The 15,553-nt window shown below is 43.0% G+C and carries 12 protein-coding genes; 9 read left to right on the forward strand and 3 right to left on the reverse strand.

The features are described 5' to 3' along the window. Positions 1-135: 135 nt before the first annotated feature. Both ACW9SV_RS16710 and ACW9SV_RS16715 read right to left on the reverse strand, forming a co-directional pair. Positions 136-645 (reverse strand): N-acetyltransferase family protein, encoded by a 510-nt coding sequence (locus ACW9SV_RS16710; RefSeq protein ID WP_479557900.1) that lies wholly within the window; start codon positions 643-645, stop codon positions 136-138. Positions 646-670: 25 nt separating this feature from the next. Next, the gene (locus tag ACW9SV_RS16715) at positions 671-1,111 is read right to left on the reverse strand and encodes an ArsI/CadI family heavy metal resistance metalloenzyme (protein WP_479557901.1); all 441 of its coding nucleotides are present in this window, start codon (positions 1,109-1,111) and stop codon (positions 671-673) included. 261 nt (positions 1,112-1,372) lie between these two features. Between ACW9SV_RS16715 and ACW9SV_RS16720 the strand changes: the two genes are divergently transcribed. From ACW9SV_RS16720 to ACW9SV_RS16735, 4 genes are all read left to right on the forward strand, one after another. Further along, positions 1,373-1,780: a sugar 3,4-ketoisomerase gene (locus tag ACW9SV_RS16720; RefSeq protein ID WP_479557902.1), complete on the forward strand. Its 408-nt coding sequence runs from the start codon at positions 1,373-1,375 to the stop codon at positions 1,778-1,780. Further along, entirely contained in the window at positions 1,765-2,706 is a 942-nt protein-coding gene (locus tag ACW9SV_RS16725) for a GNAT family protein (protein WP_479557903.1), read from the forward strand. The genes ACW9SV_RS16720 and ACW9SV_RS16725 overlap by 16 nt, the downstream gene beginning before the upstream one ends. 131 nt (positions 2,707-2,837) lie before the next feature. After that, positions 2,838-3,764, forward strand: a complete 927-nt coding sequence (locus ACW9SV_RS16730) for a glycosyltransferase family 2 protein (RefSeq protein ID WP_479557904.1) — start codon at positions 2,838-2,840, stop codon at positions 3,762-3,764. Between the two features lie 36 nt (positions 3,765-3,800). Beyond that, a complete protein-coding gene (locus ACW9SV_RS16735; protein WP_479557905.1) occupies positions 3,801-5,603 on the forward strand; it encodes a hypothetical protein in 1,803 nt (600 codons plus the stop codon). A 491-nt stretch (positions 5,604-6,094) separates the two neighbouring features. On the opposite strand, the gene ACW9SV_RS16740 is transcribed toward ACW9SV_RS16735, so the two are convergent. After that, positions 6,095-7,180 (reverse strand): mannose-1-phosphate guanylyltransferase, encoded by a 1,086-nt coding sequence (locus ACW9SV_RS16740; protein ID WP_479557906.1) that lies wholly within the window; start codon positions 7,178-7,180, stop codon positions 6,095-6,097. A gap of 354 nt (positions 7,181-7,534) precedes the next feature. On the opposite strand from ACW9SV_RS16740, the gene ACW9SV_RS16745 reads away from it, so the two are divergent. The 5 genes from ACW9SV_RS16745 to ACW9SV_RS16765 all read left to right on the forward strand — a co-directional run bounded on the left by ACW9SV_RS16745 (position 7,535) and on the right by ACW9SV_RS16765 (position 14,662). Then, positions 7,535-8,887: a UDP-glucose dehydrogenase family protein gene (locus ACW9SV_RS16745; protein WP_479557907.1), complete on the forward strand. Its 1,353-nt coding sequence runs from the start codon at positions 7,535-7,537 to the stop codon at positions 8,885-8,887. A 24-nt stretch (positions 8,888-8,911) separates the two neighbouring features. Further along, positions 8,912-9,889 carry a UDP-glucuronic acid decarboxylase family protein gene (locus ACW9SV_RS16750; protein ID WP_479557908.1) on the forward strand — a complete coding sequence of 326 codons (978 nt, stop codon included), beginning with the start codon at positions 8,912-8,914 and terminating at the stop codon, positions 9,887-9,889. Between the two features lie 472 nt (positions 9,890-10,361). Next, the gene (gene asnB / locus ACW9SV_RS16755) at positions 10,362-12,269 is read left to right on the forward strand and encodes an asparagine synthase (glutamine-hydrolyzing) (RefSeq protein ID WP_479557948.1); all 1,908 of its coding nucleotides are present in this window, start codon (positions 10,362-10,364) and stop codon (positions 12,267-12,269) included. A gap of 63 nt (positions 12,270-12,332) precedes the next feature. After that, entirely contained in the window at positions 12,333-13,685 is a 1,353-nt protein-coding gene (locus ACW9SV_RS16760; RefSeq protein WP_479557909.1) for a UDP-glucose dehydrogenase family protein, read from the forward strand. Positions 13,686-13,687: 2 nt separating this feature from the next. After that, the gene (locus ACW9SV_RS16765; protein WP_479557910.1) at positions 13,688-14,662 is read left to right on the forward strand and encodes a UDP-glucuronic acid decarboxylase family protein; all 975 of its coding nucleotides are present in this window, start codon (positions 13,688-13,690) and stop codon (positions 14,660-14,662) included. The last annotated feature ends 891 nt before the right edge of the window (positions 14,663-15,553 follow it).

Consider the following 15,553-nt stretch of genomic DNA (forward strand, 5'->3'; position numbering starts at 1 on the left):
TGGGGCGCAAGTAGAAGGGGAGGAGGCACAGGAAGCAGGTTCAGCAATCATAGAGGTAATTGATGATATAGTAAGGTATTGTTTTAGGCTTCTGTTTAACAAATCAGGCCTGAAACGAAGAATTGCAAATGGAGCTTAAATCCCTACGGTAGAACTGCGGCGCTCTAGTAAATACGTGTCCCGCCATCGGCCTTTCAATTTACCCAATCGTTCCCGAAGGCCTACTACCCTGAACCCGCATTTTAGGTGCAGGGCTACGCTTGCCTCGTTCTCTTTCAGAATACCCGCTTGCAGGGTCCAAATACCGTTTGCTTCAGAGGAGCGGATCAGTTCCTGTAACAATGCCTGTCCAATCCCTTTCCCTCGATAAGCTGCATCCAAGTACACGCTTACTTCGGCCACGCCGCCGTACACACATCTTCCCGAAACCGGGCTCAAAGCGGCCCAACCTGCTATTTGGCCACTAGGGGCAAGTGCTATAAGTCGGCTATGATTTAAGTGGCCGGTGTCCCAGTTCTCCCACTCAGGAGCCGTGGTCTCCAGGGTAGCATTTTCAGAAACAATGCCTTGCTCATAAATTGCCTTTACCCAGGCGTAATGTACCTTCTGCAGCGGTTGTAATGTTACGGATGTTACAGTTTCCATGGTGTGGTAGAGGAATGATAGAAAGTTAAACAACTTCGGGGATTTTTGTACCACAACCAGTAGGCGTGGAGCAGGAAGTTTCTTGAGTCTGACCGCCATAGGTGGTGGCTTCACCAAATGTATAAAAGGTTTCCCACTCAACACCTTGTGGGTCTTTGATCCAGGATTTTTCAGATTGGGCATAGCAGCAGATGGTTTCTCCTTCCTGCCGGATGGTTCCTTTGGCTTTCTTCAGTCGGGCATACACCTGCTGTAGTTCTTCAGGGCTTTCGGCTTGAATGCCTAAGTGCTCAATGCCCAATTGTCCTCCCCAAGTCGAGATAGCGAAGTTTACCCTGGGGTCTTCTAACATCCACTTAGCATAGTCGGGTTTCAGCACGGTTGGTTCCACGGCGAATAGGGCGGAGTAAAAAGCAATTGATTCCTCTAAGTTGTTTACGCTAAGGTTCACATGCATTCTTTTCATGGCTTTGTCTTTTAAGGTTTCGGTTGGTTTCTAACCCGAAGACGACGAGGTTGCTAAAAAGACGCAGATTTTGCAGAAATTATTTTCAAAGAGGGATAGTTCTAAAGGAAAGTTAACAAGGGCAAACAGGAGAAAGGCTAGATATAAAATTCTTCAATTTCAGGCTCCTTCCTTTTTTCTGTAACTTGCCTGAAATGCAATAAAGCTATTGCTCAGAGGAGAGTAAGATACTCCTTGATTAAGTAAGCAGAAGGTAAAAACGTGAGCAAACCATACATAATTGAGTTTCCGGTAATTGGCTCTATAGATATTGGGTTTATCTCTGTGGCTGAAAACAGGGAGCTGATTCCATTTGATGTGAAGCGGGTATTTTGGACGTATAGTACCCCTGAGCCTATCGTAAGAGGTCGGCATGCGCATTATGAGACAGAGCAGATACTTGTTGCTGTCACTGGACGCATTTTAGTGACTACTGAGCAGGTTGGTGGAGAAGTGAACTTGTTTGTATTGGATACCCCTAACCAAGGACTTTATATTCCTCCAAATGTGTGGCATACCATGCAATATACCCATGCAGCCGTTCAGATGGTGTTGGCCTCCACCTTGTATAGCGAAGGTGATTATATAAGAGAGTATACCAAATTTAAAGCTAAATGGAGCAAGGCTTAGACGAACTGATTGCAAACCGAAGGGAGGTTTTAACATTTTATAGCCCTTATTCATTCATAAGGGAGATACGCGCAAGTGATCAGTTTGATCTTTTCGTGAAGAGCAAAATTTCGGGATTTGGAACATCACCCTCTTCCTTTCAAATGGAAGTGCCCGTTGGGGAAGCTAAGTTTGTTTTTCTATATGAGTACCTTGTATGGGATAGCATGTACTTTAACCGGGATTGCTATAAATTATATACAGTTTTGTACGGCCAGGAAAATGCAAGCGCTCTGATCAAAGCCATAGGTATTTTTAGAAGTGAACTGCAGAAATCAAACAGCTTTTACTGCTTTTCTGAGATTCCTTCAGAAGACATCTTCCTAATTCAATGCCTAAATGAAGCTGGCATAAAGTTGGTGGAGACTCGAATTCATTATTATAGGAAAAACTTGGAAAGCTTTTCCGGGGAACGGTATCCGGTAAGAAAAGCTACAAAAGGAGATATTGCTTCTCTGTCAATGGTTGCTGCCAATAATAGGAATAAGTATGATAGGCTGCACGCAGACTTCATTTTTCCAGAACAAGAAGCTGATCAGTATCTTGCAACCTATGCCGAAGCTGCAGTAAATGGTTTTTGTGATCAGGTCCTAGTGCCCGATGCTCCTAATCTTCCCGTTGCCTCCTTTATCGCTTTTGATTATTACAAGGAATTGTCTCCAAAACATAAGATAAGTTTAATGTGTGGAAGATTGGCAGCAGCCGCTCCAGAAAACAGAGGTTGGTATGTAAAATTGATGACTGAGTTTATGCATCAGGCAAAAGAACAGCAAATCTCCTATGTGAAACTTACTACGCAAGCCTCTAATAAAGCTGTAATTAAAACCTTTGAAAAGTTGGGCTGTAGCTTTGGTGCACTTACCCATATTTTAACTTTTAATTTTTAGACCTTCTATTTCTAAAATGGGCCCTCACTGTAAGTAGTTTCGTTAGCGATCAGTGCTCAGCTCCAATTTCAAAATAGAAAACAGCAAACTGCATTATACCTTTCAATTATCAGTACAAGACACCGATCAAGATGCCAATAATTTCTGTCATAATACCGTGTTATTTCAATGAACAGAATATACCAGTCACTATAAAGGAGCTGATAAAGAACGAAAGCAATTTTAATTCAGACGTAGAGTTTGAGTACGTCTTTATTGACGATGGTTCAAAAGATGCCACTTTCAATGAGCTTCTTAAGGTGAAAGAGGCTTATCCTAGAAAGGTGAAGGTATTGAAGCTCGCCAGTAATGTGGGATCTTATAATGCTGTTATAGCAGGAATGGAATATGCTACTGGCGATTGCACAGTTGTTATATCCGCAGATTTGCAAGATCCCCCTGAACTGATTTCCAGAATGTATGACTATTGGCTACAGGGTTTCAAATTGGTTATAGGTAGTAGAAAAGATAGGGATGATCCCTTCATTGGTAAGGTATTCTCAACCCTGTTTCACTTCATCATGCGTAAAATCGCATTTAAAAATATGCCTAAGGGAGGCTTTGACTTCGTTTTATTTGATAAGTTGGTAAGGGAAGAGGTGCTTAAAATCAAAGAAAGCAATAGTAATGTATTGTACTTGATGGTTTGGATGGGTTTTGAATATGTCAACATACCGTACAGTAGAAAGCACCGAGAAATTGGTGTTTCTCGTTGGACTTTTAAAAAAAAATTGAAGTTGCTTATTGATTCAATTTTAGCCTTTTCTTTTTTGCCTTTAAGAGCGATTTCTGTTGTGGGTTTACTTTTAGGTTTATTGGCCTTCTTGTATGGAGTATCTATAATTGTGGCCAAATTAAGCGGTATGGACACTGTAGAGGGGTGGTCAGCGTTGATGGTGGTACTTCTATTTGTATCCTCGTTCCAAATGATGGCTCTAGGTGTAATTGGTGAATATGTATGGCGCGCGCTAGATTCATCTAGGAAAAGACCCTTATACATTATAGAAGATGTAGTGTAAGTGGAGGCAAAAATTAAAAAATAGCTTATAGCATATATGATGGTTCTAGTGCTTCTTTTAGGAGTTGTGTTTTTTGTGTTGTTTTACTTGGTAGGATCATTTTTTTTGCAATGGAGTATAAAGAAGGATAGTGGGTTTACTCAACATGTAATTAATTTTTGGGTTGGGTTGTTACTTGTAGTTTCGTTTTATGCACTATTAAAAACCGGATTTATATCCATATTATTCTTACTTCCATTAGTGTTAATTTCATTTCGTAAAAGCTTGATTGTTTCTTTTGATCAAAGTTTATGTGGAGGCTTGAAGTTCGTTGCAGGATCTGTTGGATTATTTGTGTTTTTATTTTTCTTACAAGTCAATTTCAATCTCGGCTTTTTATATAATCCCTCTCTCTATACTCCTTTTATTCATCCACCTAACGATGAAAGATATGTGTATTGTTTAATTCAAAGCCTAGTGCACTATGAAGGTTTGGAGACAATTAACCCAGAATCGGTTTTGTATGGAGCAACCGGTGTGTCATTGTACCACTTTGTGGAGTTTTGGTTAGGGAGCTTGTTCAAAACAATATACAATGTAAAAAGTGATATAGTGTTGTTCTATTTTGTTTATCCAATTCTTAAAACTTTTACAGTCCTAACTGTTTGTTCTATATTTTTTCAAGGATTAAAAGGGAAATTGAACCAATCCTTAATAGTAGTTATAATTTTCTGTTTAATAGTACTTGGGTTTATATGGATTTTACCCCCGGTTTATAAGTTTGATCTAAGACAGCTTGTTTTTATTCCTATTTTTGTTCTTGTTTCTCAATTTATAATAAAAAAAAGATTTGATTCTGCACTTGCCATGCTGATGGTCGGTTCTGTCGAAAATATTTTATTTATTCCAGTATTGTTGATAACTACTATTGTCTTTGTCAAAGAAGTTAAGAGAAGTTGGTTAGTGAAGGTTGTTATTTTTATTGTTTTTTATGGCTTCTTTTTCTTGTTTTTTAAAGAGAACCTTATAAACAAATATTTTTCTTTAGAAGTAGATAATGTTTATTCTTTTGTGCAAAGCGTTTTTGATTTAAGTAACGTCTATAGAGTTTTCTTACTTGGTATGCTTTCTTATCCAGTTAGATTGGTGATTTGCTACTTTGTATATAGCAATTATAATAGCCTAAAGAAGGGAGTAATAGTTGTTGACTTTGGATATTGGTTGATAATTTGCTTTGTTGGATATTTATTTTCTTTTGCTTTACTGTCCAGGGCTTCAATTGACGCTTTCCAGTTGCAAAGTTTTGCTTATAACTTGGCCAGGGTCTCCTTTTTGTTTTTACTTTTCAAGTTGTTAGTAGAAAAGAGAATAATTTTTTTAGGTATAATACTTCTTTTAATGACAGATTACAATTATCCTTTTGCTAAAATTGAGGTTAAGGATAGTTCTAATGATCTTTTAACTCATAAGATTGAAAGGCTCGGGATAGGGGTAGCTCTTAAAGGCATATTTGTTGATGAAAATAGTATTTTGCCAAGTCAATGGGTTTTGGAACATTATCCTACCCATGCAACTGCATATGCCAGAGCTAACGATTATAGAATGTATTTATATAATTATGATATTTCTTCAATTAGAGGTTCAATAAAAAAATTAGCACCATCAGTTCAACCTATTTTATTTAGATCTATTAATCCTCTTTTTGATACAAGTATAGATATTGAAGAAAATATAAAAAAGTATAAAATTTCTATTGTCTGGATTAGTAAGAAATCAAGGTACCTTAAAGCTTTCAAAAAAAGGAAGATGTTCCATGAAGTTAATGGGTATTATATCTACTATATTGATAATCCTTCTTAATGGTTAATCACATATGGAAGGTTTGCAGTTCTTTAGTTAATTTATTACTAAATGAATTTAGAGAAAGAGTTGTCCTTCCTTGATAAAGGTTTACCATTGTTTTGATTTGCTCAAATCCAATAATTTAATTAATGAATAAAGTTTTTGTGCTTCCAATCGTTCATTGTTATGTGGTTTGAACAACTGGAAGTATCAATAAGCATACTTACGCCAACTATCCTCGCATTTTGATGACCTGCTGTAGGTAGAATGTCAGTTATTCAAGAGATATTTTCTTGAGTGTAACTTAGAAGCAGCAAATAAGGGTCTCTTATCTACTCTAAGCCCGAGGCATTATTAACTACATTACCATGCATTATGTAATTGGTGATGAATAGATTAGTTTACGCGCAGCCAGTATTATAAGCAATGCCACCTTGGGTTTTAGTTGGTGGTTCTGTCTTGCATCTATTGTGTTTTATATGCCTTTTCAATTACGGACCTAAAAGGCTTCAGACATACATCAATCCTTTGCTTTCCTTTACGTGATTTACAAAGTCTTTTACTTGTTGTTCATTTTTGCGCTGACAAATCATAAGAACATTGTCATGTTCGGCTACAATGTAATCTTGAAGACCTTGTATCACAACCAATTTATCTTGGGGTGTTTTAATGATACAATTTTGAGTATCATATAACATAGTGTCTCCGTCTACAACATTTCCTTCAGGAGTCTTGTCTGCTATGCTATAGAGAGAGTTCCAGGTGCCGACATCTGACCAACCTAGGTCTCCTAAGATTACGTGAACGTTTTCTGCTTTTTCCATGATGCCATAGTCAATAGAGACATTGCGGCATAAGTCGTAAGTAGAGTCTATAAAGGATTCTTCTTCTGGCGTAAAGTAGACGGTTTTTCCGTTGTCGAAAAGTTCTGCAACATCATTAAGATGTGTCTTGAAAGCAGTAAGAATAGATTGAACATTCCAGATGAAGATTCCAGCATTCCAGACGAAGTCACCACTGTCAATAAATTGAAGGGCAAGGTCTAAAGAAGGTTTCTCTGTGAATTTTTTTACCTTCTTAAAACATTGAGTGCCATCTTGTTGGTATTGGATGTATCCATACCCAGTATCAGGTCGGGTGGGTTTGATGCCTATAGTAACCAGAATGTCCTCTTTGGTTGCTGCCTCCAAGGCTTGTTGAACACACTCTGTGAAAGCCTGTTCCCTCAGAATAACATGATCAGCTGGGGCGACAATTATATTGGCGTCAGGATTTCTCTGGGCAATCTTATAACAGGCGTAAGCAATACATGGGGCCGTGTTGCGGCCAATGGGTTCCTGTAAGATTTGCTCATCGCTTAAATCAGGGAAATTATTCTGTACAAGGGCTTTGTACTCTCTATTAGTAACTATGTAAATATTTTCTTGAGGGCATATGGATGAAAAGCGTTTAACGGTCGTCTGGATCATGCTTTCTCCGATGCCTAATACATCATGGAACTGTTTTGGGTAATTGTTTCTACTAAAAGGCCAAAAACGACTTCCTACACCTCCTGCCATTACAACTAAATACGTGTTATCTGCTTTATTACTCATTTTAATTAAATTTTAAGTAAATTCTAGTAAGTAAATTAGTGAATCTGAGGATGAACAAATATAGGTTTGTGTGAGTAGAATTCAAAAAAATATTTACTTTATACAATTGTCATTGTACTGCTTGTTCTATAACAAGGTTTTAAAGAACTCATAAATTTGGGCTACAATAATTGCAAATTGCTGAAAAATAAGCTTTTAGCTGCTTCTTTAGTAGTTAAATAAGTCGGTCTATATATTTAGAAAAATGGAAGTTTTTTTGAAAACATATATAAAAATGTTACGTTTGGATATGAATTATTTTATTGAAGAATTTAGTGTTTTGTTATAAGTTGTAGAAAATTAAACTGTTAAGTTATGAGAATCGCAGTAGTAGGAACGGGCTACGTGGGCCTGGTGACGGGCACGTGCTTCGCCGAGGTGGGCATCGACGTGACCTGCATCGACGTCAACGTCAAGAAGATCGAGGACCTCAAGCAGGGCATCCTGCCCATCTACGAGCCTGGTTTGGAGGAGATGGTGCTCCGCAACGTGGAGAAGGGGCGCCTGCAGTTCTCCACCGATCTGGCGGCGGCCATCAAGGGCTGCGACGCGGCCTTCATCGCGGTGGGCACCCCTCCCGGCGAGGATGGCTCGGCGGACCTGAAGTACGTGCTGGGCGTGGCCCGGGAGATCGGCCAGAGCATGGACGACTACCTGGTGGTGGTGACCAAGAGCACGGTTCCCGTGGGCACGGCCAGGAAGGTGAAACAGGCCGTGGCCGAGGAGCTCGAGAAGCGCGGCTCGGGGCTAAGCTTCGACGTGGCCTCCAACCCCGAGTTCCTCAAGGAGGGCGCGGCGATCGACGACTTCCTCAAGCCTGACCGGATCGTGATCGGGGTGGAGAGCGAGCAGGCCGAGGAGGTGATGCGCAAGCTCTACAAGCCTTTCTTGTTGAACGGGCACCCGATCATCTTCATGGACGTTCCTAGCGCGGAGATGACCAAGTACGCGGCCAACTCCATGCTCGCCACCAAGATCAGCTTCATGAACGACATCGCCAACCTGTGTGAGATCATGGGCGCAGATGTAAACATGGTGCGTCGTGGTATTGGTAGCGATACCCGCATCGGCAACAAGTTCATCTACCCGGGCATCGGCTACGGCGGCTCCTGCTTCCCCAAGGACGTGAAGGCGCTGATCAAGACGGCCGAGGAGAACGGCTACTCCATGCAGATCCTCAAGGCGGTGGAGAGCGTGAACGAGAACCAGAAGGAGGTGCTCTTCAACAAGGTGATGAAGCACTTCTCCGGGGAGCTCGCGGGCAAGACCTTCGCCCTATGGGGCCTGTCCTTCAAGCCCAAGACCGACGACATGCGCGAGGCCCCCTCGCTGGTGATCATCGAGAAGCTGCTGGCGGAGGGCGCCAGCGTGGTGGCCTACGACCCGGTGGCCATCAAGGAGGCTAGGCACATGATCGGGGAGAGCGAGCGGGTGAGCTACGCCAAGGACGAGTACGAGGCCCTGATCGACGCCGACGCCCTGCTGGTGGTGACCGAGTGGCCCGAGTTCCGCTCGCCCAACTTCCAGGTGATGGGCAAGCTGCTCAGGAACAAGGTCATCATCGACGGAAGGAACATCTACGAGGCCAAGGAACTGCAGGAGCTGGGCTTCTGCTACTACGGCATCGGGGTGCAGGAGGTGCTGCCCGCGGTGGAGACCACGAACTAATTACTGACTAGACTCAACGTTTTAATGACACATACTAAGAGAAAGCGCATACTCATCACCGGCGCCGCCGGGTTTCTGGGCTCGCACCTGTGCGACCGCTTCATAGCGGAGGGCTACCACGTGATCGGCATGGACAACCTTATCACCGGGGACCTGAGGAACATCGAGCACCTGTTCAAACTAGAGCAGTTCGAGTTCTATAACCACGACGTTTCCAAGTACGTGCACGTGCCGGGGGAGCTGGACTACATCCTGCACTTCGCCTCCCCGGCCTCGCCCATCGACTACCTCAAGATCCCGATCCAGACGCTCAAAGTCGGGTCGCTGGGCACGCACAACCTGCTGGGCCTGGCCCGGGCGAAGGGCGCCCGCATCCTGATCGCCTCCACCTCGGAGGTGTACGGCGATCCGGAGGTACACCCGCAGGTGGAGGAGTACTGGGGCAACGTGAACCCGGTGGGGCCGAGGGGCTGCTACGACGAGGCCAAGCGCTTCCAGGAGGCCATCACAATGGCCTACCACACCCACCACGGGGTGGAGACCCGCATCGTCAGGATCTTCAATACCTACGGGCCCCGGATGCGCCTCAACGACGGCCGCGTGCTGCCCGCCTTCATGAGCCAAGCACTCAGAGGAGAAGAACTCTCCATTTTCGGGGATGGGTCCCAAACGCGATCTTTCTGCTATGTGGACGATTTAATAGAGGGCATCTATCGTCTTTTGCTGAGCGACTATGCATTACCTGTGAACATTGGCAATCCTAGTGAAGTGACCATAAAGGAGTTCGCTGAAGAGATCTGCAAGTTAACCGGTGTAGAGCTCAATCTAGGTTATCAGCCCTTGCCAGAGAACGACCCTCAGAAGCGACGTCCTGACATCAGTAAGGCTAGGGCCATACTGGGCTGGGAGCCGCAGGTCTCCCGCGGGGAGGGCCTCAAAAGGACCCTGGAGTACTTTCGGGAGAATGTACACGTGGCCGAGGTCAAGCACCGGGTGTTTTAAGGGCGATTATTAGAAAGTATACCGAAAAGGGTTTGCAGCAATCTAGCGGCAAACCCTTTTTTATTTAGTAGAATTGGTTTTGTTGGAGGAAGTAGTAGCCTTATGAAACGCTCACAGGTGCTTATTATACATACTGCTTGGGTTGAACGGAATCAGGTTTAGGTTTCTCTGTACAGAATCCCAAAGTTTGTAGTTATAGCAAAGTTCAATGTAGAAACGAGCCTATGTGAAGTTGCTCAAAAGCATTTTGGCTTAGATTAATTATAAAATTGTTAAAAAACACAAATGGTGATATAAAAAGTTAAAACCAGAGGTGAATTCTTAACAATTTGTTTTTTAATACATAAATAATTGTTTCACAATGTGTTGTGTTTGTTTAGAAGTTTCTGTTGGGGATGCATTAGGAAGGTGAAGTATAATCTATCCGATATAGTAAAACCATCTCAAGGATATGTCGTACCTTTGCGGCAATATGTGCGGTATATCAGGAATCTACGCTTTTACTCAAGAAGGCCAATCGGCCATTCAACGTTTATCAGACTCAACTGACGCGCTCCAGTTACGGGGACCCGATTCTGGGGGGCATTTTACCCATGGCGCAGTAGGGTTGGGGCATCGCCGACTTTCTATTATTGATGTAAGCGATGTGGCGTGCCAGCCCATGCACACTGAGAATGAGCGCTACACCATCGTGTTCAATGGCGAGATCTTCAATTACCAGGAGTTAAAAAAACAACTGGTAGCAAAAGGCTATACCTTCTTTTCGCAGTCAGATACCGAGGTATTATTAAAATACTACATAGAGGAAGGTCCTTCTTTCCTGAAGAAGCTGAACGGTTTTTTTGCCTTCGCTATATATGACAAAGAAGAAGAAACCCTGTTTGTCGCCAGAGACCGTTATGGGGTGAAACCACTTCTCATGTACCAAGATGAGAATAAACTGGTGTTTGCTTCAGAAATGAAGTCCCTTCTGGCTTTTGGAATTCCTCGCAAGCTTGATTATGCCTCTCTATATGAGTACCTGCAGCTAAACTACATCCCCGGACCAGCCTCTATCTTCAAAGGCGTGAAAAAGTTAATGCCCGGGCATTACTTCTTAGTGGATAAAAAAGGAAAAGTAGAAGTAAAACGCTGGTACAAGATACCATACGATGAGAAAAAGGTAAAGCACAACGATCTTTCCTACGAAGCGCAGCAGAAAAAGCTGGTTGACTTGATGGATGGTGCCGTGCAGCGCCGGATGATCGCCGATGTTCCCTTGGGAGCTTTCCTAAGCGGGGGGATTGATTCGTCTGCCATTGTAGCTTTGGCCTCTCGTCATACGCAGCACCTAAACACCTTCTCCATCGGGTACAAAGACGAGCCCTTCTTTGACGAAACCAAGTACGCCAAGTTGGTAGCCGATAAATATAAGACTAACCATACCGTCTTCTCGCTTACGAACAATGATCTGTACGACCACCTCTTCCGGGCGCTCGATTACATAGATGAACCATTCGCCGATTCCTCGGCCTTGGCAGTGAATATTCTTAGCCATTACACCCGCCAGAAAGTTACTGTTGCCTTATCAGGTGATGGTGCAGATGAACTGTTTGCCGGCTATAACAAGCACATGGCCGAGTACAAAGTGCGCCAGGGTGGGTTTGCTGCTGAAACGGTAGCTGCTTTGCTGCCGCTTTGGGAAATGATGCCTAAATCCAGAAACTCTTCCTTTGGCAATCGCATTCGGCAGTTCCAACGCTTCGGGGAAGGGATGAACCTCTCTGCAAAAGATCGCTACTGGCGTTGGGCTTCCTTTGCTACTGAAGAAGATGCCAAGTCACTACTCAGCGGAAAGTCTAAAAGAATCCTTTCCAAGGATGTTTACAAAAAGCGTCGCCAAAAGATTTTGAGCCACCTTTCGCAAAAAGGGGATATAAACGAGGTGCTCTTAACTGATATGCAACTGGTGCTACCCAACGACATGCTTACCAAGGTAGATCTCATGTCAATGGCCAACAGCTTAGAGGTGCGAACGCCATTCCTTGATTACAAAGTCGTGAACTTTGCTTTTTCCTTGCCGCAATCGTCCAAAATTGATGGTAATATGAAGAAGAAAATTGTTCAGGATGCTTTCCGCGAAATGCTCCCAGCAGAACTGTACAAGCGACCAAAACATGGTTTTGAGGTTCCTTTGCTGAAATGGTTCCAAAACGAACTTCGGCCTATGATCATGGACGATCTGTTATCAGATGCCTTCATTGAAGCCCAAGGAATCTTCAACCTGAAAGAAATTCAGCGTTTGAAAGCCCAGCTTTTCTCCAAGAACCCTGGTGACATTCATGCCCGCATTTGGGCCTTGGTGGTCTTCCAGCACTGGTGGAAAAAGTGGATGGCCTAAGAGCACCAATATCTTCTAATACTAGAATAGCACTAGAACAATCGTAACATTTAAAATTCTCCCATGAAAATTGCAGTAGTAGGAACAGGCTACGTGGGCCTGGTGACAGGTACTTGCTTCGCAGAAGTAGGTATTGATGTAACTTGTATTGACGTCAATGTAAAAAAGATTGAAGATCTTAAGCAGGGCATTTTGCCTATCTACGAGCCAGGTCTCGAAGAAATGGTAATGCGGAATGTAGCGAAGGACAGGCTACATTTTTCCACTGATCTGGCTACTGCTATTCAAGGGTGTGATGCAGCTTTTATCGCTGTGGGTACTCCTCCAGGTGAAGATGGCTCTGCGGATCTGAAATATGTGTTGGGTGTAGCTCGGGAGATTGGCCAACATATGAATGACTACCTGGTGGTGGTTACCAAAAGCACCGTACCGGTAGGAACAGCTAATAAAGTAAAACAGGCCGTGGCCGAAGAATTAGAGAAGAGAGGCTCTGACCTTTCTTTTGACGTTGCTTCCAACCCTGAGTTCCTGAAAGAAGGAGCAGCTATTGATGATTTCCTAAAGCCTGATAGAATTGTTATTGGTGTTGAGAGCGAACAGGCCGAGGAAGTGATGCGCAAGCTCTACAAGCCTTTCTTGTTGAACGGCCACCCTATTATTTTCATGGATGTGCCTTCGGCGGAGATGACCAAGTACGCGGCTAACTCCATGCTAGCCACCAAGATCAGCTTCATGAACGACATAGCTAACCTGTGTGAAATCATGGGCGCAGATGTAAACATGGTTCGCCGTGGTATCGGCAGTGATAGCCGTATTGGTAATAAGTTCATTTACCCAGGCATAGGTTATGGAGGCTCTTGCTTTCCTAAAGATGTGAAAGCCCTAATTAAAACTGCTGCGGAGAATGGATACCAAATGCAAATTCTACAAGCAGTAGAATCTGTGAATGAAAACCAGAAAGAGGTTCTCTTTAACAAAGTGATGAAGCACTTTGGTGGGGATCTTGCTGGGAAAACTTTCGCTCTTTGGGGCCTTTCCTTTAAACCTAAGACGGATGATATGCGTGAGGCTCCTTCATTGGTTATCATCGACAAGCTTTTGACAGAAGGTGCCAGTGTGAAGGCATATGACCCGGTTGCTATCAAAGAGGCGAAACACATGATTGGCGAGAACGACAAAGTGGAATACGCTAAAGACGAGTACGAAGCCTTGATTGATGCTGATGCTTTGCTGATTGTAACCGAGTGGCCAGAGTTCCGCTCACCTAATTTCCAGGTAATCGGTAAACTGCTCAAAAACAAGGTAATTATTGATGGTCGTAACATCTACGAGGCCAAAGAGCTGCAAGAGCAAGGTTTTGCTTATTATGGTATTGGCGTTAAGGAGGTGCAACCAGTAATTGAAATGACAAACTAAGCATGAGTGCAGATAGAAAACGCGTATTAATTACCGGCGCTGCCGGTTTTTTGGGATCGCACCTTTGTGATCGCTTTATCAAAGAAGGATACCATGTCATTGCCATGGATAATCTTATTACTGGTGACCTGAAGAATATAGAACATCTATTCAAATTAGAACAGTTTGAGTTCTATAATCATGATGTTTCTAAATATGTGCATGTGCCTGGTCATCTGGATTACATCCTGCACTTCGCCTCGCCAGCCTCACCCATTGATTACCTTAAAATCCCCATTCAAACCTTAAAAGTAGGATCATTAGGTACTCATAATTTATTAGGATTAGCGCGGGCCAAAGGAGCAAGACTGATCATCGCTTCTACTTCAGAGGTGTACGGCGACCCGGAGGTACACCCTCAGGTAGAGGAGTACTGGGGCAATGTGAACCCGGTAGGCCCTCGCGGTTGCTACGACGAGGCCAAGCGCTTCCAGGAGGCCATCACTATGGCGTACCACACCCATCATGGAGTGGAAACCAGAATTGTACGGATCTTCAACACCTACGGCCCAAGAATGCGCCTCAACGACGGGCGCGTGCTTCCGGCTTTCATGAGCCAAGCGCTCAGAGGAGAAGAGCTCTCCATTTTCGGAGATGGATCACAGACGCGGTCTTTCTGTTACGTAGATGACTTGGTAGAGGGAATTTACCGGTTGTTATTGAGTGACTACGCCTTACCGGTTAATATTGGTAATCCCTCAGAAGTAACTATCAAAGAGTTTGCTGAGGAGATTTGCAGACTTACAGGAGTGGAGTTGAAACTAGGTTATCAGCCTCTGCCCGAGAACGACCCGCAACGGCGCCGTCCCGACATCTCCAAGGCCAGAGAGATTCTGGGCTGGGAGCCACAGGTACCAAGAGCAGAGGGCCTTAGACGCACCCTAGAGTACTTCAAAGAGCACATACGTTCTGCCCCAAAAGAGGCAAAGAGTTTTTGAGTTTAGCTTAAAAGAAGTTTATTAATACCTAGAAGCAACTTACAAAAGAAAGTACCCTGAGAGATCCTAGCCTGAACTCTCAGGGTACTTTCTTTAATCGCAGTGGAATTACTAGATAATCTATAACAAGGCAAGTGATTAATGGATACCGGATTAATATTAAAATCTTTACAAAGCGCAAATCATTACTTAGAGCCTAAAGAGAAGCGATACTCCATGCTCTTGTTTGTTCTTTTATTGCTCTCTTCTGTTTTAGATGTATTTGGTTTGGCAGCTTTGATTCCTGTGATCATGTCTGCCTCACAACCTGGTTCTATTTATAAGAATCAATACCTTTTTAAGCTGTATGAGCTGTTGAATTTCTCCAGTGAAAAAAGTTTTATTCTGTTTCTTATTCTAGGAGTATTTGCCTTCTTTGGATTAAAAAATTTATTTATCATTTGGATAAATTATAAGCAGGTTCTCTTTTCAGCCCAAATTGCTTTAAAAATTATCAAAAGCCAATATACAAAATATCTTAACCTTCCTTTTCTTGAATTTAATAATTGGGGTTCTGCTTTTATTATAAATAGTACAATCAATGTTCCTTCTTTATATGTAAACGGAATACTAAGGCCAATATTTACATTTACTGCAGAGTTGACAATGGTTGTGGTGGTTTTGGTGGGAATTATTGTTTTCAATCCAGTGCTGTTTGTAATTCTTGTGGTGGTTTTAGCTCCCGCTACTTTTATTACTTATAAAATTTTAAAAGGGAGGTCTCAGGAGATAGGAGTTCGATTAAATGAATTGCGGCCAATAACTCAGCGATTAATGACTGATGCCTTTGTGGGTTTTATAGAACTGAAATTAGCTGATAAGCAAGATAAGTATAAACAAAAGTTAATTGAT

Source organism: Rufibacter sp. JT20002 (assembly GCF_056491185.1).